21 protein-coding genes and 2 pseudogenes are annotated in these 22,841 nt (G+C 70.1%); 9 read left to right on the plus strand and 14 right to left on the minus strand.

The window, feature by feature from the left end; genetic code table 11:
• Nucleotides 1-19: 19 nt before the first annotated feature.
• The 4 genes from ACZ41I_RS35800 to ACZ41I_RS35815 form a co-directional block, all read right to left on the minus strand.
• Nucleotides 20-2,095 carry a serine/threonine-protein kinase gene (locus ACZ41I_RS35800; protein ID WP_468516055.1) on the minus strand — a complete coding sequence of 692 codons (2,076 nt, stop codon included), beginning with the start codon at nt 2,093-2,095 and terminating at the stop codon, nt 20-22.
• Nucleotides 2,096-2,187: 92 nt separating this feature from the next.
• Nucleotides 2,188-2,856, minus strand: a complete 669-nt coding sequence (locus tag ACZ41I_RS35805) for a hypothetical protein (protein ID WP_468516056.1) — start codon at nt 2,854-2,856, stop codon at nt 2,188-2,190.
• 97 nt (nt 2,857-2,953) lie between these two features.
• The gene (locus tag ACZ41I_RS35810; protein WP_468516057.1) at nt 2,954-3,091 is read right to left on the minus strand and encodes a hypothetical protein; all 138 of its coding nucleotides are present in this window, start codon (nt 3,089-3,091) and stop codon (nt 2,954-2,956) included.
• A 53-nt stretch (nt 3,092-3,144) separates the two neighbouring features.
• Nucleotides 3,145-4,401: a pyroglutamyl-peptidase I gene (locus tag ACZ41I_RS35815; protein ID WP_468516058.1), complete on the minus strand. Its 1,257-nt coding sequence runs from the start codon at nt 4,399-4,401 to the stop codon at nt 3,145-3,147.
• A 1,127-nt stretch (nt 4,402-5,528) separates the two neighbouring features.
• Here ACZ41I_RS35815 and ACZ41I_RS35820 point away from each other — a divergent pair.
• The 3 genes and pseudogenes from ACZ41I_RS35820 to ACZ41I_RS35830 all read left to right on the plus strand — a co-directional run.
• Nucleotides 5,529-6,168: pseudogene (locus ACZ41I_RS35820) on the plus strand (MoxR family ATPase); the annotation flags it as partial.
• Between the two features lie 952 nt (nt 6,169-7,120).
• Entirely contained in the window at nt 7,121-7,441 is a 321-nt protein-coding gene (locus ACZ41I_RS35825) for a hypothetical protein (protein WP_468516059.1), read from the plus strand.
• Between the two features lie 890 nt (nt 7,442-8,331).
• Nucleotides 8,332-8,829, plus strand: a complete 498-nt coding sequence (locus ACZ41I_RS35830; protein ID WP_468516060.1) for a DinB family protein — start codon at nt 8,332-8,334, stop codon at nt 8,827-8,829.
• Nucleotides 8,830-9,243: 414 nt separating this feature from the next.
• Here the strand turns inward: ACZ41I_RS35830 and ACZ41I_RS35835 are convergent, their stop codons facing one another.
• Both ACZ41I_RS35835 and ACZ41I_RS35840 read right to left on the minus strand, forming a co-directional pair.
• Nucleotides 9,244-10,191 carry a helix-turn-helix domain-containing protein gene (locus ACZ41I_RS35835; RefSeq protein ID WP_468516107.1) on the minus strand — a complete coding sequence of 316 codons (948 nt, stop codon included), beginning with the start codon at nt 10,189-10,191 and terminating at the stop codon, nt 9,244-9,246.
• Nucleotides 10,192-10,253: 62 nt separating this feature from the next.
• On the minus strand, nt 10,254-10,475 hold the full coding sequence (locus ACZ41I_RS35840) for a hypothetical protein (RefSeq protein ID WP_468516061.1): 222 nt from the start codon (nt 10,473-10,475) through the stop codon (nt 10,254-10,256).
• A 1,201-nt stretch (nt 10,476-11,676) separates the two neighbouring features.
• Between ACZ41I_RS35840 and ACZ41I_RS35845 the strand changes: the two genes are divergently transcribed.
• Nucleotides 11,677-11,922 carry a hypothetical protein gene (locus tag ACZ41I_RS35845; protein WP_468516062.1) on the plus strand — a complete coding sequence of 82 codons (246 nt, stop codon included), beginning with the start codon at nt 11,677-11,679 and terminating at the stop codon, nt 11,920-11,922.
• Between the two features lie 193 nt (nt 11,923-12,115).
• Here ACZ41I_RS35845 and ACZ41I_RS35850 read toward each other — a convergent pair whose 3' ends face one another.
• Together ACZ41I_RS35850 and ACZ41I_RS35855 are read right to left on the minus strand one after the other, a co-directional pair.
• Entirely contained in the window at nt 12,116-12,802 is a 687-nt protein-coding gene (locus tag ACZ41I_RS35850; protein WP_468516063.1) for a DUF932 domain-containing protein, read from the minus strand.
• Nucleotides 12,803-12,808: 6 nt separating this feature from the next.
• Nucleotides 12,809-13,306, minus strand: coding sequence for a hypothetical protein (locus tag ACZ41I_RS35855; protein WP_468516064.1), 498 nt, complete (start codon nt 13,304-13,306; stop codon nt 12,809-12,811).
• A 571-nt stretch (nt 13,307-13,877) separates the two neighbouring features.
• On the opposite strand from ACZ41I_RS35855, the gene ACZ41I_RS35860 reads away from it, so the two are divergent.
• On the plus strand, nt 13,878-14,690 hold the full coding sequence (locus ACZ41I_RS35860; RefSeq protein ID WP_468516065.1) for a hypothetical protein: 813 nt from the start codon (nt 13,878-13,880) through the stop codon (nt 14,688-14,690).
• Between the two features lie 883 nt (nt 14,691-15,573).
• Here the strand turns inward: ACZ41I_RS35860 and ACZ41I_RS35865 are convergent.
• The 3 genes and pseudogenes from ACZ41I_RS35865 to ACZ41I_RS35875 form a co-directional block, all read right to left on the minus strand.
• Nucleotides 15,574-16,041 (minus strand): annotated as a pseudogene (locus ACZ41I_RS35865) (IS5 family transposase); the annotation flags it as partial.
• A 36-nt stretch (nt 16,042-16,077) separates the two neighbouring features.
• The gene (locus ACZ41I_RS35870) at nt 16,078-16,314 is read right to left on the minus strand and encodes a DUF2283 domain-containing protein (protein ID WP_468516066.1); all 237 of its coding nucleotides are present in this window, start codon (nt 16,312-16,314) and stop codon (nt 16,078-16,080) included.
• Between the two features lie 90 nt (nt 16,315-16,404).
• A complete protein-coding gene (locus ACZ41I_RS35875; RefSeq protein WP_468516067.1) occupies nt 16,405-17,265 on the minus strand; it encodes a hypothetical protein in 861 nt (286 codons plus the stop codon).
• A gap of 268 nt (nt 17,266-17,533) precedes the next feature.
• On the opposite strand from ACZ41I_RS35875, the gene ACZ41I_RS35880 reads away from it, so the two are divergent.
• Together ACZ41I_RS35880 and ACZ41I_RS35885 are read left to right on the plus strand one after the other, a co-directional pair.
• Nucleotides 17,534-17,752, plus strand: a complete 219-nt coding sequence (locus tag ACZ41I_RS35880; RefSeq protein WP_468516068.1) for a hypothetical protein — start codon at nt 17,534-17,536, stop codon at nt 17,750-17,752.
• 131 nt (nt 17,753-17,883) lie between these two features.
• On the plus strand, nt 17,884-18,681 hold the full coding sequence (locus ACZ41I_RS35885) for a hypothetical protein (protein WP_468516069.1): 798 nt from the start codon (nt 17,884-17,886) through the stop codon (nt 18,679-18,681).
• Between the two features lie 229 nt (nt 18,682-18,910).
• On the opposite strand, the gene ACZ41I_RS35890 is transcribed toward ACZ41I_RS35885, so the two are convergent.
• The 3 genes from ACZ41I_RS35890 to ACZ41I_RS35900 all read right to left on the minus strand — a co-directional run bounded on the left by ACZ41I_RS35890 (nt 18,911) and on the right by ACZ41I_RS35900 (nt 20,237).
• Nucleotides 18,911-19,501, minus strand: a complete 591-nt coding sequence (locus tag ACZ41I_RS35890) for a helicase associated domain-containing protein (protein WP_468516108.1) — start codon at nt 19,499-19,501, stop codon at nt 18,911-18,913.
• Nucleotides 19,405-19,668 carry a hypothetical protein gene (locus ACZ41I_RS35895; RefSeq protein ID WP_468516115.1) on the minus strand — a complete coding sequence of 88 codons (264 nt, stop codon included), beginning with the start codon at nt 19,666-19,668 and terminating at the stop codon, nt 19,405-19,407. The genes ACZ41I_RS35890 and ACZ41I_RS35895 overlap by 97 nt, the downstream gene beginning before the upstream one ends.
• Before the next feature lie 389 nt (nt 19,669-20,057).
• Entirely contained in the window at nt 20,058-20,237 is a 180-nt protein-coding gene (locus ACZ41I_RS35900; protein ID WP_468516070.1) for a hypothetical protein, read from the minus strand.
• 69 nt (nt 20,238-20,306) lie between these two features.
• Between ACZ41I_RS35900 and ACZ41I_RS35905 the strand changes: the two genes are divergently transcribed.
• Complete coding sequence (locus tag ACZ41I_RS35905) at nt 20,307-20,900, plus strand: hypothetical protein (protein WP_468516071.1); 594 nt, start codon at nt 20,307-20,309, stop codon at nt 20,898-20,900.
• Between the two features lie 252 nt (nt 20,901-21,152).
• Complete coding sequence (locus tag ACZ41I_RS35910) at nt 21,153-22,610, plus strand: hypothetical protein (RefSeq protein ID WP_468516072.1); 1,458 nt, start codon at nt 21,153-21,155, stop codon at nt 22,608-22,610.
• The last annotated feature ends 231 nt before the right edge of the window (nt 22,611-22,841 follow it).

The raw sequence follows: 22,841 nt of genomic DNA on the forward strand, positions 1-22,841 counted from the left end.
AGACCCCGGTGGACCGGCATCACAGGGGCTCGCCCTTCACGACCACCGGAACCCCTTGCCGCGGGGTCACAGCCGACGGCGAGGTCGAACCGGTGCCGGTGCCTCCGGTGGAGTCGCCGGAGCCGGTGCCGCTCTGGGTGGTGGTGCCGTTCTGGGTGCTGGTGCTGAGCGACAGCGTTCCGGAGACGAGGCCCGAGCCGCCGGGCGAACCGGCACCGGCGCTGGTGCCACTGCCGGTGCCCCCGTCCTTGCCGGACCCGGTGCCTCCCGCCGACCCGGGATGGCCGCCGGTCCCCACGCCTGAGTGGCCGTGACCTGTGCCCCTGGCCGCGTTTCCTTCGGTGGTGCCACCCTCCTCGGATCCGGCGTGGCCTGTGGTCCCTGTGCGGGAGTCCACGCCCCCGCCACCGCCGGTGTGGCCGGTGCCCGTGGTGTCCGTCCCGCCGTTCCCCTCGCCAGTGTGCCCGTCACCGGTGTTCCCCACGTCGGTGTTCCCCACGTCGGTGTTCCCGTCGCCACCGTTCCCGTCGTCGTGGGAGTCCGTGTCGCTGTGGTCGGTCCCCTTCTCCGTGGTGGTGTTCTCGTGAGTGTGGTCGGTGTCGGTCCGGGTGCCGGTGTCCTTGTGGCCTTGAGTGTCGGTGTCGCCGCTGCGGGTCCCGTCCTGTGGGCCGGTGCCGCCGTCGGTCTTCGTCCCGGTGTCGCCGTGCCCGCTGTCCTTGTCCTTGTCCGTGCCGGAGCCGGTAACACCCGTGTGTGTCCTGGAGTCCGTGCCGCCGTCCCCGGCCGCACCGCCGGAACCCGCGCCGGAACCGGTGTCGCCATCGGCGGGCGCGATGCCGGCGCCGCTGTCTGTGCGGCCGTCGCCGTCCTGGGCGCCGGAAGAAGCAGCCCTGTCGGAGTCCGAGGCCGACGCGGCCGGGTGGCTCCGCCCGGTGCCCCGCGTCCCCTTCGCCGAACCTGTGTCCTTCGGCGCGTCGAGCCTGGTGACGGCCTGGGTGTTGGCACCGGCGTGCGCTTCGGCCCCGCCCGCCCAGCCGCTGGGCACCAGGCTCAGCAGTCCCGCCACCGCCACGGCGGCCGCCCCGGTGAGCACATCGCCCCGTCCGCGTAGCCGACTGCGGCGCCGTGCGGTCAGCACGGTCTGCGCCAGTTCGGCCGAGGAGCCGACCAGACGAGCGTCCAGGCGTGAGACGGCCAGCGGCACCAGGGCCGCCGCCACCGCGGCCAGTCGGTTCTGGCCGCGTTCCTCCCAGTCGGCTCCGTACGCGCTCTCGGCCACCCACTCCAGTTCCCGCAGGAAGTCGAGGGCGCTCGGGGGCCGCAGCGCCGGGTCCTTGGCCATGCCGCGCAGGACCAGCCCGCGTACCTCTTCCGGCACCTGGTCCACCGGCACGGGGTCCCCGACGTGCTGGCGCTGGAAGTCCCACACTTCCGGACCAGGGAACGGGGGCACGCCGGTCAGGCACTCGTAGAGGGTGGCGGTCGCCGCGTACACGTCACCGGCCGGGGTGGCAGCCTCCGATTTCCACTGCTCCGGGGGCATGTACGCACACGTGCCACTCAGGTTCCGGTGGCGGCCGGTGCGCGTAGAAATTCCGAAGTCCACCAGCTTGGTCCGGCCGTCCCAGTTCACCAGCACGTTTTCGGGCTTGTAGTCGCGGTGCACCACACCGACGCCGTGCGCGGCGGCCAGCCCGAGAAGGGATCCTTTCAGCACGACGAGGGCGGCCTCCGGGTGTGTGTGCCCCTCCTTCTTCAGCAGCGCGCGGAGCGCGGCCCCGTAGACCAGTTCCATGACGATGGCCGCGCCGTGCTCGGCTTCGACGTACTCGTACAAGCGGGTCACATGGGGCGATGTCAGGTCACTGAGGAGCCGGGCCTCCCTGCGCAAGGCGGTGCGGAATTCCTCCCTCGAACACAGTTCCTCATTCAGGTACTTGATCGCGACATTCCGGCCGGTCGCGGTATGACGGGCGATCACCACCCGGCCACTGCCGCCTTTACCGAGTTTCTTCAGGTCGATGTAGCCGGGAACGGTCCATGAATCGCCACCCTGTTTGGCTTTCCATCCGTTCCGATTGGTCGCCCCTGTCACACTTCCCCCTGGTGTTCCGTCGCACCGATACCCCCGAATGAGGCACCGATGGAATTTTTCCAGCAAGAAGAGATCCAATAAACCGAGAAATTTCACGGTTCTGCAACCGTCGGTCCCGACGTTGGTTCAATTACCCGGGGCGGGAGTCGTCCTTGTGCGAACAGGGCGTTCGTGGGCCCCCGCCTGCGGCACCGGCTGCTCTCGCCGTACCACTCGGGGGCCACCGCCTGGTCCAGGTGCACCCGAAGCCCCGGCCCTTGAACTGGGATGTCCACGACGGAGCCGACTGGCGCACCGCCGGGTCGAGCGAAGTCGAAGCGGTCCTGCTCGCCCCGCTCACGGATCCAAGTGGCGGCTGCGGACTTCATGTACAGATGGTCGGCGCTGGCCACACCTCGGGCACGGCGCCGGCAGATGTGCGGCTGGCCGTCCGGGTCCGGGTGGTGGGCAGAGTGGCAGGCCCGATCGGTGGAGAGCTTCGTGGTCAACTGGCCGCCGCAGCCGCCCAGCAGCAGACCGCACCAGAAGGTGTCGTCCGTATGAAGACGACGGAAAGCGTCCAGCTCGATCGCCTCCAACGGCAGCATCAGCGGCACCTCCGAGTCCGCACTGCCCAGCACCGCCGTCTGAATCTGCCGCCTGTCGCCCTGCGAGAAATCCCCGCCCTTCGCCCCAACTCCTCCGGCCACCAGCACAATTAGCGTTCCAGACCACAACAGCCGTACCCGCAGCGCCGTGAACGGAGCGCCGCTGCACTTCACCGTGCGGCCGCCACCGTCCGTTCTCCGGCCTGCCCCATCGCAACCCGCGGCGCGACCCGGGCCAGGTCTGCGCTGGACATCTCGCAGCCGCTCATGCCTACCCCCACGGGGCGTAGCCGAGGTTCAGGTGCCCGAAGCCGACCAGGCGGACCCCGGGGAGGGCGTCGAGGAGGTCGGCCTGGGCGGCGCGGATCGCGGCCTGAGGACAGGCGCCAAGAGTGCGGCGGGTCGTCACGACGATCACCGTACGGACAGCCGGACAACGATCGCCCGCTCTCGCAAAGGAGATCACTTTCTGACGAGTGTGGCGTCCGCCGCCACCATCACGATGGCTCGCACCTGGTCGATGATGTCCAGCCGGTTGCGCACGAACTCCGGGTCGGTGACCGTTCCGGTCGCGGGGTCGGTGTTGCCGGCGCCGAACTGCAGGATTGGGGTGTGCACATGGCCGCCGGGAAGCGTGTCATGCAGGCCCAGCCGGTCCCGGAGCAGCGTGGCCCGGTAGGCGATCTCGTTGGAAAGGTAGTTGCCGCCGCCCCCGGCGCGGGCCGTGGAGCCGGGGGTTGGGCCGTCCGGTCGTACGACGGGATCGGTGCCGCCCGCCGGGATCTCGGTCACCTCCGTGTGGTCGTACACCGGGAACCGGCCCGTGTGTGCGGCCACGATGGCGGTGTAGGGCAGTGTCGTGGTCGTCCACTGCGGTTGGCTGGCCGGATCCGTGACCGGGACAGCCTCCGTCCGAGAGACGTTGTCGTTGTCCGGGAAGCCGCCTCGCCAGGCCCCGTTGGTGCGCTCGATGTCGAACCGGCCGGCCCGGCCCTGGCTCACGGTCGTGAACAGGTCCACCTTCGGCAGGTACGGCCGCAGCGTCCGCTCCACCCTGCCATCGGCAAAGTCCTGCCAGCGCACAGGAAACACGACCGTCTCGATCCGCGCGGGCCCCGCCGCGGTCTCGACGACCGTACCGTCGAGCGCGAGCGCGGTCGCCCCGGACGGGTTGGAGATACGGATGTCCCGGTCGAGGGTGAAGGGATCGAACCCGGTGAGCAGGATGCGCTTCACGTGCGCATGCCCGGGATACCGGATGTCGGTCTGCCCGCGCGAGGTCCGCTCCAACTGATCCAGCAAGGTGTCCCGCTGGGCGTCCGTGATCGCAAACTCCGGCTCCCAGGTGCGCAACTCCCGTGTCATCCCCAACCGGGCCCAGTACAAGGGCCGGTCGTCGTCCCGGCTGAGATCACCGCCCGCCGGCCCCTGCCCCTGCGCCCGCGTCACGGCCCGCCGCCACAGCGCGGACCCGTCTCGTACGACGATCCGCCGGGCTTGTGTGAAAGAGTGGGTGCTGGCCAGCTCACTTGCGAACTCCGGTGCCGCGTCGTCCAATCCGGAGCGCCGGAGGATCTCCTGCGGTACGGCCCCGTCGAGCCGCAGTTCCTCGACGGTGGGCGAAGATGTCGTCGGAACGGCAGTGGCCGCCGTGGGCACGGACAGGCCGGTGACCAGGGCAAGCCCAAGGATGCCAAGTCGAACACGTATGCATTTCAAGGCGGTTCGAGTCCTTCCATCTCCGTGGGACACGTTGTGCGGCGGGCACCGGAAGTATCCCGTGGCACAAGTGATCTACGCCACGGGTCGGGCGATCTTCCCGGCCTCCGCATGCAACCCCCGCCGCGGAAACCTTGAAACTCGCACCGGAACCCCCTGCCGCTGAGCGAGGGATCGGCTGCGCCAGCCCGGGTGGTTACCGGACGGGCCAGCGGTAAGAAGATCGTGCTCACCCCTGAGTAGCCGACGACCTGAGCAGGAACATCCCGCCCCGGCGCACCCGCCCGCATCGCGATCTGGGAGGCGCTGCACGGGTCACCAGCTGTCCGGTGAACAGGCGGTGCCCCCACCGCTCAGTCGCCCGCCTGAGCGCCTCTCGCTCAAGACAGCCCCTCATAAGGGCGGCGATCATCTTCGCGTGTCCCGGCACGGTTCAACCCCACCGCCGGACCGGTCGTCCCGGATTCCTGCCCCTGCCCCGTGGTGGGGTACGGGCGGGTATTGGCCTGATGGGGTCTACCACGCCAGTGAGACTCACCTTCAGGCGACCTGCGGCGTCGTACGCGAAAGGGCCCCCTGCCGGCAAGCTGTGAGGGCCCCTTGCGTCATGCGGTGTGTCGGTTCCTGGCTACCACTGCCAGGAACCGGCCGCCCACCAGGGGATGATCCCGGCAAGCTTACGCTTCCGGGGAGCTCACGGGCGCGGGAAAGCCGGGTGCGGCGTACGGCCTCGTGTTCCGCAACGTCTTCACCGACACCTCCAACGCCACCGCCAGATCAGCCACCCCCCACACCAACCCCACACGCCCAGCCCGAATCACCGCCCTGCCCCTCCCCTACCCACGCACGACAACCCGCTACGAGAAAGCTCTAACCATCCCTCTATCACCAGCCCACGTCAGCGGCATCGCTCATGAGGAACAGCAACCTGCCCCGGCCCGGGGCCGGCCGTGGCCGGCACGGGGGAAGCCCCCTGGCGGGGGCTTCGTACGGGGCCGGGGCCGGGCCCCTGACGGGCCCCGGGACGAGGGGACCTCATGAACCGTGTCCCGCACCCGGTGGACAACAGCCGCAACGGCGGGCCCGTCAGCCGCAGCTAGTGGATCTACCGGGGCACCGGCCAGCCGTTGCCCGACATCCGCGTCGCCGACGTCCCGCCCTCGCCGCCCGGCTGGCGGGCCTTCAACGACGGCCTGATGCTGCGCGGGCCGCTGCTGGTGACCGGCCGGCCCGGCATCGGGAAGTCCACGCTGGCCTACCGCATCGCCCGCGAACTGGGCGTGGGTCGCGTCCTGCGCTGGAGGATCACCTCGCACAGCACCCTGCGCTCCGGACTGTGCGAGTACGACGCCGTCGGCCGCGCCCAGGTGCACCTGGGACGGGGCCGGGCCGCCCCGGCCGCCGACGCCGCCCCGGAGGCGGACACCCCGTCAGCGGCGCCGGAAGGCTGTACCGCGGCACGCATCGGGGACTTCGTGCGGTTCGACCCGCTGGGCACCTCCCTGCTGCCCTACGAGCTGCCCCGCGTCCTGCTCATCGACGAGCTGGACAAGAGCGACATCGACCTGCCCAACGACCTGCTCCATGTCCTGGAGAACGGCTCGTACGACATCCCGGAACTGGTCCGCCCCCGCCATCTCGAGGGCCACGCAGGGTGTTCACCGACGACCCGAACGCCACGGTCACGGTTTCGACGGCCGGGTCCGGTGCCGGGCCTTCCCGTTCGTGGTCATCACCAGCAACGGCGAACGGCAGGGCCCGTCCGCGCCCGGACCAGCACCACCAAAGCCTCAAGGCCCCCATCAGGCCTGCTCAACGGCACTACAGGTCCCTCAAGACAAAGCACACCGACCCAGGATGCACGCTATGCATGTGCGCACCCGCGCGATGCTCCGACTCCCTGTCAGCTGCCGGTGACGAACGTCCCGTTGCCAGGCTCTGCCCATAGAGTCGGACAGCGGACCGCTTCGCACTTCACGCAACGAAGAGGCCCCGGACGCTCCATGCTTGCCGGCCCGGACGCGCCCAGAGGCCCCTTCACGCAGCCACCAGAGCCACCACCGAGCAACCAGCAGAGGACACCGTGACCCCCAACGACGCTACACGCCCCCACCGACAGCGCCCCCGCACGGCACCGCGTCGCACCGGCCCGCCCGACCACAACCCCCCCGACCCACACGCGCAACGGCAGCGACGAACCCCCGCGCCGCATCAACTTCACCATTCCCATCCCCCGCGTCAGCGGAATCACAGCCCTCTCCAGCAGCGCAGTCCTCATCGAAATCGCCCGCGGTGACATCCCCCACGGCTACGTATGGCCCTCCGTCGCCCTCGCCGCACTCGGCGCCGCTTACGACCTCGGCCGCCGCGCCCTCGACCACCACCGCCCCTGACCCGGACCGCCGCACCCGGCGAAGACCCCTGACGAGACCCTCGGCGGCCGTGCACAGCACCACGCACGGCCGCCGTCGCTCGCGGTCTTCAGGGGAAAGTGCCACCACGAAACCCGAACTTCACCGGGCGCACCGCGCTGCTGGAGCTCTCGACGAGCGACCGCGGGAAGACACCACCACCTGTTGCCGGAGGCCATCCACGGCATGAGCGGCGTCGGCAAGACGCAGCTCGCCATCGAGTACGCCTACCACCATCAGCCGCGTGGTGGATCCCCACCCAGCGGCCGGACCCGACCCTCGTCGAACCCGCCCAGCGGCTCGGTCCGGTGACCAGGACCCAGGCCACCATCGCCGGTCCCGCGCTCCGCCAGGCGCTGCCCGAGGGACGGCCGCACTCCCGCTGGCTGCTCATCTGCGACAACGCCGGCCGAACAGGTCCGCCGCAACCGGCGCCGAGACCAGATGCAGGCGGATTCCCCGAGGTCGACGTGTTCACCCGCGAGCAGAGCACGGAACCACTGCACCGCTGCAGGCCGCCCCTGAGAGACGACCAGGCCGAGGCGCTCGGCGACCTGCCCCCAGCCCCGGAACAACCGGCCGCCTGGCAGGCGGAGACCGGGATGCCGCCCCCGAGTACCCGCAACTGATCCGAGAACAAGTACATAGAACTACTCAAGGTGGCCCCGCCACCGGACCACCGCCGCAGCCGCAGCCGCAGCCGCAGCCGCAGCCGCAGCCGCCAGGAACGTCTCCCCCGAACCGGCTGCCCGAGAACCACCACACAGCTCTCCACCTGCTCCAGGCCTGCGTTCTCTTCGCCCCGGACCCGATCCCCTGCTCCATCTTCTCCAGCCCGGCAACAGCAGATCCACTTCAAACCGGACGCGGCACCGAACGACCCGATGAAACCGGTACTCGCGATCACGGACGCGAACCGCTACTCGCGGGGTAAAACCGCAAAACGGATCCGCACCGACACCCACCGGGCGGCGCGGGGTACCACTCCCCCCGCCGCGCGATACAGCCCTGCACCACGATCGCCACGACCACCACTCCGGCAAGCACCACAGGGGCCAGCAACACGGCCAACGTGGCCACACTCATCTCCACCCACGCCCCCGGTCCCTGGACGGACAACAGACAGCACCCCCGGGGACAGGCCCGGGGCCGACCGTTGGCCGACATGGGGAAGCCCCCTGTCGGGGGCTTCGTGCGAAGTCGGGGCCGGGCCCCTGACGGGGGTCCGGGATCGTCGGGTGCGGGCCCGGGGCCTGTCGGCCCGGGGAGGGGTGGGGCGAGGATGCGGCGCGCCACGGCCCCGTGCCGCGTCTGCCGGACGCAAAAGGGGGGAGCCGCCCCGGGGGCGTGCACCACGGTGTCGGCCGGCGGCGGGGTGGGGGGAGTCACCAACGGACGCGTGCCAGGCCGGCTCCCACACTCCGAAGGAGCCAAACCGCCGAGCGGCAGCCGGTCATCGGCGGCGCGGGTCAGCCGCAAGATCCGACTGCCGTGCGCCCCTCGCTGTCATGATGGCCCGATGGACAACCGGGAGAGGACCGAACCTCCGCGGGTGGCCGATGAGCACGCCACGCTGACCGGCTTCCTGCAGCGCCAGCGTGACACGCTGGCCATGGCATGTGCGGGACTCACAGCCGAGCAGCTCAGAAAAAAGGCCGTGCGGCCCTCGGGTCTGTCGCTGCTCGGCCTCGTCCGACACATGGCTGACGTCGAGCGGACCTGGTTCCGGAACGTGTTGAACGGCGAACACAGCGATGTGCACTGGCCCCGAAGCGACGGCGGCGCTTTCGCCGTCGACACCGCAGACCCGTTAGAGGCATTCGCGATCTGGCACGAGGAATGCGCCCGATCCCGCGACATCGTGGATGCCGCCCACTCCCCCGACATCACCGGGCGATACGGAGACGACGTCTTCTCTCTCCGCTACATCCTCACCCACATGATCGAGGAATACGCCCGGCACAACGGCCACGCCGACCTCCTCCGCGAACGCATCAACCAAAACGCCGAACAGTAGCGGACGGCCGGGGGCCGGGCCCCTGACGGGACCCGGGACGTCAGGTGCGGACGGTGGCTGGAGCGGCCGGGTGTGGGCCGAGCGGTGGGGTCCCCGGGCACCCGCGGCGCCGCAGGGCCCCACAGCGCAGAGGTCGCCACGCCCAACAGGCGCCGTACGGCACGGGCTCCAGCGGGGCCGGCCGTTGGCCGGCACAGGGAAGTCCCCCTGACGGGGGCTCCGTGCGCGGCTGGGGCCGGGGCCCTGACGGGACCCGGGACGACCGGGGTACCGGCCCAGGGGAGCAGGCCCAGGGCCGGGGTGCCCCTTTGGTCGAGTAGGGGAAGCTGTCTGCCCGGCCGCGGTCCTGTGGAGGAAGGCTTCCTACGGACCGTGTCCCGGACCCCTGCCGGGTCCCAGGACAAGGGAGCTTCGTCAGGAACGCCGTGTGGCGGCCCGAGCTCTGCCGCGGCTGCGGCGACCAATGCCTGCGCCAGTCCACGCCGGGTGCAACGGCGCCTTCCCGGCTCTTGGAGCGACCTCAGCCCCAGAGGAATGGGCCGTCAACTCCTCCTTGGTGTCCCGCCCGGCGGTCCGCTTGTGCTGTGTCGGCGGCCGCATGCGGAGCAGGCTCCGGGCAGCTTCCAGCTCATCCGGAGGCAATGCGGAGCCGGATGACAGGGTGCCGGAGGCATCGACGCCGGCGGAGCAGGACGTCGCAGGGAAGGAAATCGCGGGGAGGGTACCGGTCTGCCTCATGGCGTAGGTGAGCCGCCGGACCTCCTGTCCGTCGAGGGTGCGCTGGGGATCGGAGTGGAACCACATGGGGCGGCCGTCCGGACCGAAGATCGCCACGAGGCCAGGCCGTGCGGCAACCGATCGGGTACGGCCCAGCCGCTGTTCCTCGGCCCGGTCCCATGCCTGCTCCCACTCCCGCAGCGCCATTCCCTTCACCCCGCACGTCTGGACAAACGCGCGGATGAACTGGCGGGTGGGCCGCCCGCCTTCCTGGCGAAGGAACCGCCCGACAGTGGCATGGGCCAGGACGCCCTTGCTGGCAGCCTCCAATTCCCGGTATGGCCTGGCACCGTCCTTCCGGTAGAGGTCGGCAAGTGCCGCGCGCAGTTCCGCGAAGTTCTGCACGTACCGGGGGTGCGGAACCGGGGCCTGACAATCACGGACGGCACGGTAGCGGGCGCCCTTCCACAACCGCTCGGCCTCACCGGGGTCTGCACCGCAGGCCACTGCGTAGGCCCGGACCGTCTTCAGCTTCGGCACCAGCCCGCCGGATGCCGCCCGGATCAGCGTCGAGGCGCTGCACCCGCTTCGCGCAGCGAGCTGCTTGTAGCTCAGGCCTGCCCGGTACGCTGGTCCCGCAGACAGCGGGCGAGCTTCTCCAGTTCCCGGTCGCACGGGGTGATGGGGTTCTCCCGTCGTCCCATCCCTCAGCCCTCCGCCGCCGCACGCTTGCCGCAGCGTGCTCTGCGGACCAGACGGATGCCCGTGTCCGTCGCCTCGGCGAGCAGCACCAGGACGGACAAGGCCGGCATCCCCGTGAGGGCAAGCAGCACGGCCAGGACCAGGACGACCACGACGACCGTCGCCTCGGGACCGGTCAGCGGCCGGTCGTCGGGCACCACGCAAGCGGCGCGGGCGGAGTGAGACATAGGTTTCTCCCGTTCGATGTCTGTTCGGGCTCCCCAACTGGCCACTGCACACGGACGGTTGCCGTCGCCCACGCGAGTGACCTTCCACGATGTTGGCGCACCGGCGAGGCCTCCCGACCCATCCGAGGCCTACAGCGGGGTACAGACCCATCCCTGTCTCACACTGGGCACAACGAATCCAGACCTTCACACGCACAGATTCCGCAGGTCAGCGCCTGAGCCCTCCGCGGGTTGCACCGATTCCGTCTCAATCGTGCTTGTGCACGCGTGCACGCACTGCCGATTCTGGTTGACACCTCACGTGCCAAAGCAGTGGGGCATCCCGTCGATCTGTGGGCTCCCCCGCGTTCCCGGGACATTGCAGCGGGTGGCCGCGTTGCCGCGAGGGCCCCCGCAACCGTCAGGCACCCACGTGCCCGACACTGCGCCGAGGGGCCGGTCAAACCACCACCGGCCCCCTTGCCATGCCACCCCCAACACGCCCGACCCACCAAAGCCGACTAGCAGCTGCGCGCCCTGCTCACCCAGAGTTGCTCCGCCGATCAGCTTTGGCGTGGCGGCTCTGGACGTCCCGGTCTGCTGCCGGCTTACCAGGGTGGGTCGTCGTGGTCGGCGCGGCGGCCGCCACGCCCACAGACGCCATACGACGCCGGCTCCAGCGGGACCGGACCCCCGACGGGTCCCGGGACGCCAGGTGCGGGACCGGGGCCGACCGGCCCCGGTAGGGCGCAGCACCCCCCGGGTCACCACGGCGCGGCGGCCGCCACGCCCAACAAACGCCGGAGGCGCCGACACCCCCAGCGCGAAGGGCCGGCGAAGTGCGGGGCGCGGCGGCCATTAGCCCCTGGGCAAGGCGCGCAGCAGGGGGCGGGTGCGGACAAGGACCGGCGTGGGCCGGGCCCCTGAGGGGGCCCAGGACGGTCGGCACCGGCCGACGCCCACGAGCTCCGTCAGCAACGCCGTGTGGCGGCCGGAACACTGCCACCGCTACGCCGGCCGGCCTCTGCACCAGCCCTCCATGGGACACAGTGACGAGGACGTTGTCGGGGCAGCCTGAGTACATGCGCGTGCGAAGGTGAGTATGAGCCTCGATGCCCCCCTCCGCAGGCTGTGATGCGGTGGTCGCATGCTCCCCGACCACGTGCAACCGAACGACGCGCAAACGCACCCTGCCCACCCAACGTGGTGGAAGACGCCTCTCGTGGCCTCCTTGCTCGCCCTGCCGTTCCTCGTGCTGGAGTACAACTGGTTCCAGTCCCAGGACGGCCTCAGCGCCCTCGGAGGAGCGTTCTACTGGTCGGTCGGCCTGCTCGCCCTCTCCTGGGCCCCGCCGCACCACCGCTCCCTGCGCACACCCCGCATGCTGACCGCCGGCGCCGGCCTCGGATGCGTACTCCTTCCCATGTTCTTCGCACTGGCACTGGGCGCAGCCATGACCGGAAGCTGACAGAACCGGACACCACACCACGCCGTGGCGACCACCACGCCCAACAACCGCCCTGCAACACCGACTCCCCCGCTACAGAGCCGGCCGGGACCTGCAGGCGAGAACCGGGCCCCTGACGGGACCCGGGGCGGCCAGAAGGGGCGGCTCCTGCGGGTGCAGCCGGGCCACGATGGAGCCCGGCCGCCCCTGGGCCTCAGGCCCGGGTGAGCAGGAGGAGCCGCCGGTGGGCCTTGGTCTTCATGTCGTCGTCGGCCCCCTCAAGAGCGGCCGCGGCGCGCGCGACCTCCTCGGTCATCGTCTGGCCGGGACGTCGGGGGGCAACGTGGTCGAGGTAACCGGTGACAGCTCGCTCTGCAGCGTAGGCAGTGCGGCCGACCCTGTCGGTCTCGGTGCGGAACACCTCGTCGATGGCGCCGAGTCGGGTGGCGAAGTTCCTGCGCTTCTGGTCGGTGGCATCGTCGTTGAGGGGCCACAGGTCGGCGATGACCCTGTGGAAGTCAGCGACCGCGATGTCTGTGCGGGCCAGCGCGGTCTCCTCGGCAGCGAAGCTCTCGAAGTACTGCACGGACAGGCCCAGCGTGCGGCGGACCTCCTTGATCTGACTGGTGGCACCAGCGGTGTGGCGCACAGCCCAGCGGGTCACGGCGTCACGGACGGCGAACCGCTCCGTGTCGGCGCAGACAGGCCGCCACGGGGTGACGACGCACTGGAACTGCCCCTGGCCGGAGTGGTCGTTCATCACGGCGACGTACGGGACGATCGCGTCGTTGACGCCGTCGGCATCAACGGTCACCGTCTCCGGCAGGCGGATCGAGATGAACACCCGGCGCCCGCCCCGGATCACCCCGGCCGACTCCCACACGACATCGAACCGGCCCACCAGCTCTTACAGGAATTCAAAGCCCTCCCGGTTCTGGATCGGCTGGTATCGGCGGCCGACAACGCCAAGCGGCGCGCCGGTGTCATCGCGGACAGTGTGGAACTGGTCGGCGTGCTCGCGCAGGTGGCCGTCCCACTGGTAGAGAGCGGGGACGGTGGTGACGGTGAAGTCGAGTCCGCCCTTGCTCAGCACTTCGTCGATGCCGGTGGTGCCGCCGGGGATGATCCGGCCGAGTCCGTGCCAGGCCGGGGACGACGCGTACAGGGCAATCGTGCCATCGGCGCGGGCATCGAGGCCGTGGTTCGCGAGGACCGCATCGATCTCGCCCCGGGCGTTGCGGGAGACGGTGAAGGTCTCGCCCCGCTCCCAGCCGGTCAGGACCTCGTACCGATCACCGCCGAGCAGGCGGACCTCGCCCCGGTCGATGCGGGCCTGGAAGGCGCGCTCACGGCTGCGCGCCACGCCGATCCGGCGGGCCTTCTCGTCGGCGAACGCGGTATTCACGTCGGTGCGTCAGTGATGGTCACGGTGCACTCCTGAACCTCGTTACGGATGTGCCTTCGGTCGCCGGGGAGGATCTGCCACGAACCCCGCCCCGAACAAGACAAATGCACCGCAGTTCGATCACTTCCGGGAGGGCAGTCGCCCACATCCCGCAGCCCAGAAGACCCTTGAGCGCGAGGCGCAGCAGGACGGGGGGATGACCGACGACCCCGCAGGCGCGAAACACCCAGGGCAAAGCCGCAGGCAGCACGAAACAAGGGACCACGACGACCAGGACGCGGAGCACACCGCGACCAACCGCCCGACACCACAGCGCACAAGAGCGGCCAGGGCGGCGTTCAGCGGCCCCGCCTAGGTGACTTCAATTTGCCCCATTTCGCAGGGGATTGGTGAAGATCGGGCGATGTGAGGTGGCCCCGTGGGGCGGCGTCACTTGGGACCGCGAGCGCCGCCGCTGGCTGCGCGCGTGTGCCTGCGGTGTAGCGTCTGGGGCTGGTTGATCGGCCGTTCGGGGAGGGACGTGGCGTTGGCGGGGCAGGTGCGGTCAGTCTGGGAGGAGACCCCGCGCGGGTTGCGTGCCGGATGTGCGGTGCTGTGGACGACCGGTGTGGTGCTGCTGGCCCTGGGCTGGTGGGGGGATCACGAAGGATTCTGGACGGACAGGGCGTTCGTCACCAACGTCTTCTCGTCCGTGACGGCGGCGGCCTTCGGCGTCCCGTTGGCCCTGGTCGTGCTCAACCGGGTCGGGATGGCGCAGGCAGAGGCGGTGCAAGCCCGCGCCGGGCGGCGTCTGGCCGTGCGAGTGGTCGGCGACTTCGCCGCTTCTGTGCCCCGTCTGATCCCTGGCCCTGCGGAGGGTCTGGATGAGGCGGCGACTGGACTGCTCGCATTGGAAAGCGCCGCTCAGAATGCGATCAGGAACTGGGAGTCGGGACAGAACGACACCGGCCTCACCGATCTGCGACAACTGCTGGAAGAGGGAAAGCTGGAGCGTGCTCTGGAAGGCTTCAGGAGCGCGGTGCGGCCGGGGAAGCAGGCCGTCCCGGCGGTGGCCGAGGTCTCGGCGCACTGGTCGTTCTTGAACACGGCCGTGCGCAGTCGGCTGCTGGAAACCGGCGGGGCCTGGCTCGCTGCGCACCTGGCCGCCCAGATCAACGAGTACGTGGCCCGACTGACGGCCGACCCATATATGGACGGCTGGCTGCGGGACCTGGACATCGCGGTGCGACGGTTCAAGAACGGCTCGGACGTCTCCACCGCCCTCCAGGAGCTGTGGCGGCAGCTGGAGACCGGATCGGAGGTGGCCGAGGCACTGAGCGGACTCGGCGCACTGAGCCGGGAGGCGTCCGATGCCCTTCAGAGCCCGCCGCCCTCGCCGCGGTAGGCGCCCGTCCCCTGGCATGAGCGGACGGACACACCATGCCAGCACGTATCTCTATAAGAGCGATCGTGAACCTGCTCGCGATGAGGAACACCACGCGCAGTCTCGGGCGCGTACGCGAAGCGCGCGACCGACTCATCCAAGCCCAGCCACGCCAAAACCGCGGCACACGCGGAACTCCAGCGACTGGAAGCCGCGCGCTGGTACATGCACATGCGAAGCAGCCCTCCTGCACCGCCGCCGGCACCCGGACACGACTGAGCCCGACACCGCGCGTGTCTCCGAATCGTCCTGGTGACGGGGGCGCCACCCCCGCCACCAGGTGAAATTGGGGGCGCTGAACTGTGGTCAGCGGGTCCAGACGGCGTGGTCGAGGGTGACCAGCAATCCGGCGATCCGGACGGCTTCGGCCCGGTTCTGACCGGGCCTCCTGTACACCTCAATGCCGGGATCCAGGTAAAGCCCGCGTCATCGATCGCGGCGCGCGCCTTGTCGTCGACGACCTCGGCGCAGGCCGGAGCGACGACGACGGCGCCGAGTTGGGTGTCGGTGGTCACCAGGTAGCGTGGTCGGGGACACAGCTTTGTCGATGTCCGTGACGCTGTAGAGCCTTTGTTCGCTGCTGGTCGGGAGACTGCCTGCCACGGCGCAGAGTGTCTGCGCGACGGTTGGCGCGGACGTGCTCCAGCGACCGTTTCCGCAGGTAGCGGCGGGTTCGGCGGTTGCTGTAGCCCTTGTCCGCACTGACGCTGTCAGGCTTCGTACGAGGCCTGCCGATGGTCGGCCGGGGAACGCGGATCTTTCATGACCAACTCGAACTGGGTACAGTCGGCCCGCTGACCAGGTGTGATGACCAGCGACAGCACCCGGCAGCGGCCGTCCGCGCTCAGATGGAGCTTGGTGGTGAAGCCGCCACGCGAGCGGCCGAGCGCTTCACCTCCTGCACCACCTCCGCCAGCAGGCCGATCAGCTCGGCCCAGATCCGAGCGGTCCTGACCGTTTGTGCTGAGCCCCTTTTGGCGGGCGGCGGCGCGTTGCGAGCCCCGGCGGCATAGTGGTGTGCGCGCACGGTCGTGGAGTCGACGGAGATGTCCCAGTCGATGTCGCCGGCCGCGTCCGCCTCGGCCTGGACCTGCTGCAGCAGCCGCTCCCAGGTACCGTCCGCCGACCAGCGGCGATGCCTCTCATGCACCGTCTTCCACGACCCGTACCGATCCGGCAGATCCCGCCACTGCACACCGGTCCGAATGCGGTACAACACCCCGTTGACCACTTGTCGATGGTCCCGCCACCTGCCGCAACGACGATTGCTCACGGGCAGAAGCGGCTTGAGCCACTCCCACTGGGCATCCGTGAGATCGCTCCTACTCCCCGTAGCCGTGTCAACGACTCACGTGCTCGGCGGATTCGGCTCACGGTCGATCCTCTCGGCAGCGCCCAGCAGATCGGGGTGCAGCCGGCGTCTGGCGCTGAACAGTTCGATGCCCAGCAGCCGTCCGTCCGAGTCGTAGTCGAGTATCGCCGTGTTGTCCTCGACGGGTACCTGCCGCACGGCCTGTCCCGGGCCAATCTTGTCGACGAGGTAGATGTACGCCATGTCCGCCGAGGCGTCGTATTCGACCCGCATCGCTGGCCCTCCCCATCGTTCGCCGACCTGGGGCGTCAGGGCCGACGTCTACCGCAAGCCTACTGACGCCGAAGATCGCCAGGACAGTCCCTAGTGGTGCATGAGCAACCAGGCGCCTCCTGCGATGAGCACCAGAGAAACCAGCACGGCCACTGGCCGAAGGAGGACAATCCGTCGCTTTGCCAACGTGGGTGAGGGCGGTCCGCCCGGTCCTGCAGGCGCGGGCGTGGGCGCGGCCCTGGGCGTTGAGTCCGCTCGCCCTGGCGGCGTGGGAGCGGCCGCATCGACCCCGGCGCGCGCCACCCGGGTCTTTCGCTGTGGCCGCCTGGCCGCGCCCACTTCGCCCAGGGTTGGGATGTGTTTGACGATGGGAGGCTCCGGGGCACCCCAAGTCTCCTGCCCGTCGGCCCCTTGCTGGGCACGTTGCAGAGCACCGTGGCCCTCGCGGCGCCAGCGGATGCCGGCGATGTCGGTGAACTCGACGGTGACCTGATCCTGGGCGTAGCTCGCGCCCAGGATTTGCGCGGACGGCAGCGGGAAGAAATGGTGACCGGTGCCGACGAGAGGGATCACATCGGTCACCTCACCATGGAAGGACGCGCGCACATCCCGGATCGGCTGATTGGATCTGTTGGAGATCTCGATCTGCGGTACCAGCCAGCTGTCGGCGAGGGGAGACGTGGACAGCCCGATATCCGCACTGATCATGGACGCCTGATACCGCTGGGCGCGTGCTTCTCGCTCCCGCTGAAGGCGTGCTTGCCGTTCCCCCTCGGCACGGGCCTCTTGCTCCTGTCGTTGCCGCTCGTGCTCGATCCTCCGCTGTTCCTCCGCACGAAGCACGCGCTCCTGTGCATCTTGCTGGACCTTCTGCCGGTGACCCGCATAACTCAACATCAGCCCCGCAGTACCGATCAACAGGCTGAAGACCGCAACAACGTTCTGCACCATGCCCGGACTCTGATCGACGGGGCCCGGTCATGTCAGCGCGCAACCCCGGCCAGGCGGTCAGACCGCCTCGTAACTCACCCTGACGCCGCTACCCCGACCCGCCACCAGACCGGCCCCCTTAAGCACGATCACGGCAACTTCGCCCGCAGGTGCCGGGCATTCCGCAACAGGGGCCAGGGAGGGCGGGCCGGACCGTTCAGTCAGGCCCCGCAACGTACCGTCTGCCAGCCCGGGACTTCGCGCGCACTCGCCGGCCCGCGGTCGGTGGGTGCGTGACATCACCGAAATGACGAAACACACGAAACCGGTGGCGCTGGGCGTCCTGACCGCCGTAATAGCGGCGGCCGGCGTGCAGATCACCGCGCCGAGCCCGGCGGTCGCAACAACCAGTTCCAGGGTCCGGCTGGAACAAACAGACCTCAACGGCCTTGCATACAACACCGGGGCAGCCGATGGCATCAGCGGCGCGCGGTCCCTGCCCATCTAATCCAGGTCGGTCCGGATGTGCCCGGGCCGCTCGCGTCGCGAACAGCCGCGTCGCCGGCAACGCATGCGGCGGGTGGCGCGACTGGGCCGTCTCTCCATGCTGTGTCAGTGCCGCGTGCCAAACTGCCGGCCATGTCGCTCGCTGATCTCACTCTCGACGTGTGGCGGACCTTCGACGAGGTCACCGCCCAGCGGATCGCCCAGAAAGCCGCTGACCACGTGGGCGGCCGGGTGTCACTCGTCGAGGCCACGGAACACTGCGATGCCCGGCTGCACCGCGTCCGGATTGAGCGGGACGGGCAGGAGTTCGCTCTGATACCCGGAGGCCAGGTGTCCCTGGGCTTCGACCTCAACACCTGGCAGCCGACCGCGCAGCAGGCCGCCGACTACGCCGAGAGCCTGGAACAGGGCTACGGTTACGGACCCGATCTGCAGGCCCACCTCGCGCGGATCCTCAGTGCCCGCCGCAGCGTTCACCTGGACACCATCCTCATGGCTGTGGAGGACGAGAACCTGACAGAACCTCCGGCCGACATGCCGGCTGCCCTCTTTGCCCGTGGTCTACGGATGCCGAGCTCCGACGAGTGGGAACATGCCTGCGGCGCCGGGTCGGACACCCTGTTCCGGTGGGGCGACGACTGTCCCCTCGACCGCATCCCCTACGGAGACGACACCGGCCCCCACAACGAGCTGAACGCCTTCGGCCTGCACATCACCTACGACACCTACCGCACCGAGCTGACCAGCGATGTCACCGCGATCCACGGCGGCGACGGGGGCGAGTCAGTGTGCGGCGGCTACGGCCACCTGCTGGCCTGGCTCCCCCTGGCGACCGCCCACCGTAACCCCGGCATGGCCGAGTTCGTGTACGGACCGGACGGAGAGGACATGTACGAAGACTTCTCCACGCGACCAGTGCTCACGCTCTGAGGCAACCGCGTGCGGACGGCCCGGTCGACGACCGCGTCGCGGCTGGTGGGACAGGCTCGCTCTCCCGCCCCGCGGTGAGGGCTGCACGCCGCAGTGGCACCGGCTGTCTGACGCCCGTCCAGCAGTTGGGGCGCACAGCCCCACGGGGCGCTGCGGTCGAGCGCCTTCTGCCTGCGACAGTGCCGACCTCTCCCGCCGAGCAGTCGCTGGGCGCCACCGCGTGCCGCATTCACCCCGGCGAACTGAGTGTCGCGGGTGAGGGCGGCATGATCGGCGCCGGATGCGAGGTGGGCGCGCAGCAGGTGGTATTTGCGGTGCCCGTCCGCGCCGTGCGGGAGGCTCCAGGCGGGGGCGAGGGCGGTGAGGGCGTCGGCGCGGGCGGTGCCGAGTTCGTTCTTGGCGGCGAGGTGGCGTTGTTCGGCGAGCCAGGCGCCGACGGGGGTGGTGGCGGGGCGGCGAGGTGGCCGTGGGTGCGGTGGTAGTCGGTGGCTGCGGCGAGGCGGGAGCGCCAGGCGGCGGCGTGCTTGTCCCAGATCATGCCGAGCGCGTCGAGTTCGGCGATCCAGTCGGGTTCGAGGCGGCCGGCTTTCGCGGCGTCGCGCAAGGTGGTGATGAAGGTGCCGAGCTGGTAGCCGGTGGGGTCGGTGTAGTCGGCGGGGACGTCAAGGTGGCCGTGCTGGTCGCGGTAGGACTGGGCGGCGCCGCACCCGCCCCGGCCGCGGCTCAGGAGACTCTCTTGATCGTCCAGCTGTTGGGCTGGAAGCTGGGCACCGCGGAATACTGGCAGCCGCCGCTGTAGTAGCTGCTCACCTGGACCCAGCCTGCCGGCGGGTACGTCGAGGCGCAGACGTTCACGGTTGTGCCGATCGGAAAGCCGGTGACCTGCTCGATCTTCTTCATGTTCGGGCTGAAGGTCGTGCCGCAGGACCAGCTGTTCCACCACTGGATGTCGACCCAGCCGCTCGGGGTCAGCTGGCTGCCGCACATGCTCGCAGTGTCACCTGCGGCGGCCTGGGACGGGGGTGCGGACAGGACGACGCATGCGGCGGCACCCACCAGGGCCAACCCAGTCGAACGCAGACGTGTCATGAGCCATCTCTCCTGTTCGATCAACGCCAATTCCTGCACGCAGTAAGGAGTAACCGTAAGCAAGACGTAATGGATAGTCATTTTCAGGCCTCTGGCCCCGCCCCCGCCCACTCCGCCATCCCGGACACCACGCGGCTCAGGAGGTCCCTGGCGTTGTGTTCTCATCACATCTCTAACTGCCGTCGGCCGCTGCTCGTCGAGGAGGGGCTGGGCCTCGCGATCGCCAACCGGCTCCGCCGGGCTGCGGCGGCCCCGATCCTCTCAGTGAGCGGCCACAGCCGGGACGGTCAAGATGCGGTGGGGACCGCCGAATCAAGGCCGCGGGCGGCGACGAGCTGTGCGCTGCCGTCGGCCAGCCGGTAGCACAGACCCACCACGGCGGTCCGGCCGGCGGCCACCCGCTCGGACAGGACGTGAGAGCGTTCGATCAGCAGGTCCACGGTGTGCTCGATGTGCTCGGCCAGCATCTCTTCGGGAGGCCGCAGCGCTGAGCGTGCTGCTGATGGCGGAGTTCGGCTGGAACCTACCGCATTCCCGTGGTGAAGTACCGCCGCGGTGGCGGCCGCTACTTCGAGACCCGCAACGTCACCGGCAACGGCGCCAGCTCCCCCGGCAGGCTGATCACCGAAGCCCTGAAGGCGACTCGCTTCGCCCGGGCCGTCGTCGAGGACCTCGCACCAGGCACCGACCTGCTGATCGTGTGGCGCTGGGGACAAGGCGGGCGTGCCATCACCGCCTCCGACCATCACCCGCCGGTCGGACTCTTTCGGTTCGGCGTGGCGGATGGTGCTGGCAGCGACTGGGCCCGGGCCGAAGGACTGGACGGCTCGCCCTTCCGCCGCGGACGGCGCACCGTCAACACGCTGGTCCGGCGTGAGCCGGGCCAGAATAGCCAGGCCACCCACGACCGTGAGTATGTGCTGACCAACCGGCGCGTGCAGCAGGATGCCGCGGATATCATCGCAGCCGGCACCGAGGACGCCGCCGGGCGCGCCCGTCAGGCGGTCTTGGTCGTCGAACTCCGCGCAGGCCCGGGCCACGAGGATCAGGAAACCGCGACAGCGGACTGCCACGACTTCGCGCACAGCCTTTCACCGGGCCGGGCGAGCGCTGCCGCGCCTCGTTCCTGACGTGCCTGGGCTGCACGAACGCCCGCATCCGCCCCGGCCACCACGCGCGCCTAACCCACCTGCACCGGCGTTGACCCACCTGCGCTCGGCCCAGCCGCCGACTGCCTGGGAAGCCGATTGGGGCGACGCCCACGCCCGGCTAGAGAACCTCAAACGCCGCCTCGGAGAGCCGGCCTGGGCTCACGCCCTGGCTCGCGTTACCGACGCCGACCGTGATCTCATCGACTGCCTGCTGACCGGAGTGCTCGACGCGTGACCACCGTAGCCCACCACGATCCCTACATCCTGCCCCTACCTACAGCGAACACGCCGGTCGTGCTGCCTCACCGCGTCCTGCCCCTGCACGCGCACGTCAACGGTCGCTACGCAGACTGGACGTGGCCGCTGGCGGCGCTCACCGAGAACCCCAGCAGCAACAAGGCCGGCATCCGCTGGCGCAAATGCCCCGCCGCCTTCCGGGACCAACTCCGGCTGACCGCCTGGACCGAGGCGGTAAGGCAGTGGATGTACTTGGCGGCCTGGCTCGAGGCGCGAGGGCTGACCTCGCTCGCCCAGTGCACCACCACCGCCTGGACTGCCTACGACCAGCACCTGCCCGCATCCGGCTCCAGCCGGGAGCGCGTGCTGGACATCCTCGGTACCCTCACCCGTCTGTGGGCTTTCGACCAGCTCTCCGCCCAGCCTGTCGGTATCGCCCGGCCGCCGTGGGACGAACTGGGTGCCGACGACTACCTGCCGGCCACGTCCTCCACCGGCGGTGGGGAGAACGCCAGCGAGCCGATCGCCGAAGAGACCATGGGGCCACCGCTCGTCTGGGCCCTGCGTATGGTCGACGACCTCGCCGACGACATGGTCGCCGGATTCGCCGAGACCCGACGGCTGGCGGAGGTTGGCCGGACGACCCCAAGCACCCCGGCCGGTCAGGCTGCCCTGGAGGCCTACCTGGATCCGCTGGTCGCCGCCCAGGCGCCGCTGCCTGCCGTACAGCTCAAGGGCCACAAGGGGTATGGCTTCGCCCGCTACTACGTCGGCGGCCTCACCGGCGCCTGCACCAGGTTGCGGGCGGATGCCGGCGGTGATCTGGGGCGGTGGCGGATCGTGGGGCGGGACGCGGTCGTCTTCCCGGAAGTGGTGGCGGTGGCCGACGCGCTGCTGGACCAGGCCATGGCCGAGCTGGTGTGGGCCGACAGCGGCGCCGGGCGGCCGCGGGCGCTGCCCGCCGACGGGATGTTCTGCCACAGGCTCGGTGAGCGGCTGGGGCGTGGCTGGGTCCGTTGGCCGCGACGGATCACGGCGGCCCGCTTCTGGCGTGGATGGGCGGCGTCATCCGCCTTCGCCGCGGCGCTGGCGGGCCGCCCGGGCCATGGCCGGCCAGCTGCGGGTACTGGGCAAGGAGAAGCAAGCACCCGGTTCAGGGACGATGTGGCGGGCTGCGGTACCCGCCGAGCAGCGCAGGCTGATCACCAGCACGCTGCAACTGTGTGGGGTGCAGACCGGTCCGACAGCCGACGTCGCCCGGCGGCTGCTGCGCGGCCTCGGTCACAGTGCCGCCCTGATCGAGAACGCCTGGAAACGGACCGCCCTGGCGGCGGTGAACGGCGGGGTGCCCCTTCAGGAGGTGGCCCGGTGGGTGGACATGCCCGTCGAGGTACTCCGGGAGATGCTGACGGCGGGCGGGCAGGAGGACGGCGGCTGAGCGCGATGCGTTGAGGGCCGAGTCGGCTGTTAGCCGATACGGCACTCGTTCGTGGCAGAAACACTGAAAACAGCGATGTGCACCGGCGGGAGCGGCTTTCTGGCGCGGGTGACCAGCACAGGAGCAGCCCGGGGCCGGGCAGGGCGGGCGGGCGTGGACCAGGTGGGCGGGATCGAGGCGGTGTTCCTCGACCCGGTGGGGCACCCTGTGCAGCAGCGGTGGGCGGATGCCGCCATGACCGTGGC

It is taken from the genome of Streptomyces sp. NPDC030799 (assembly GCF_055572255.1).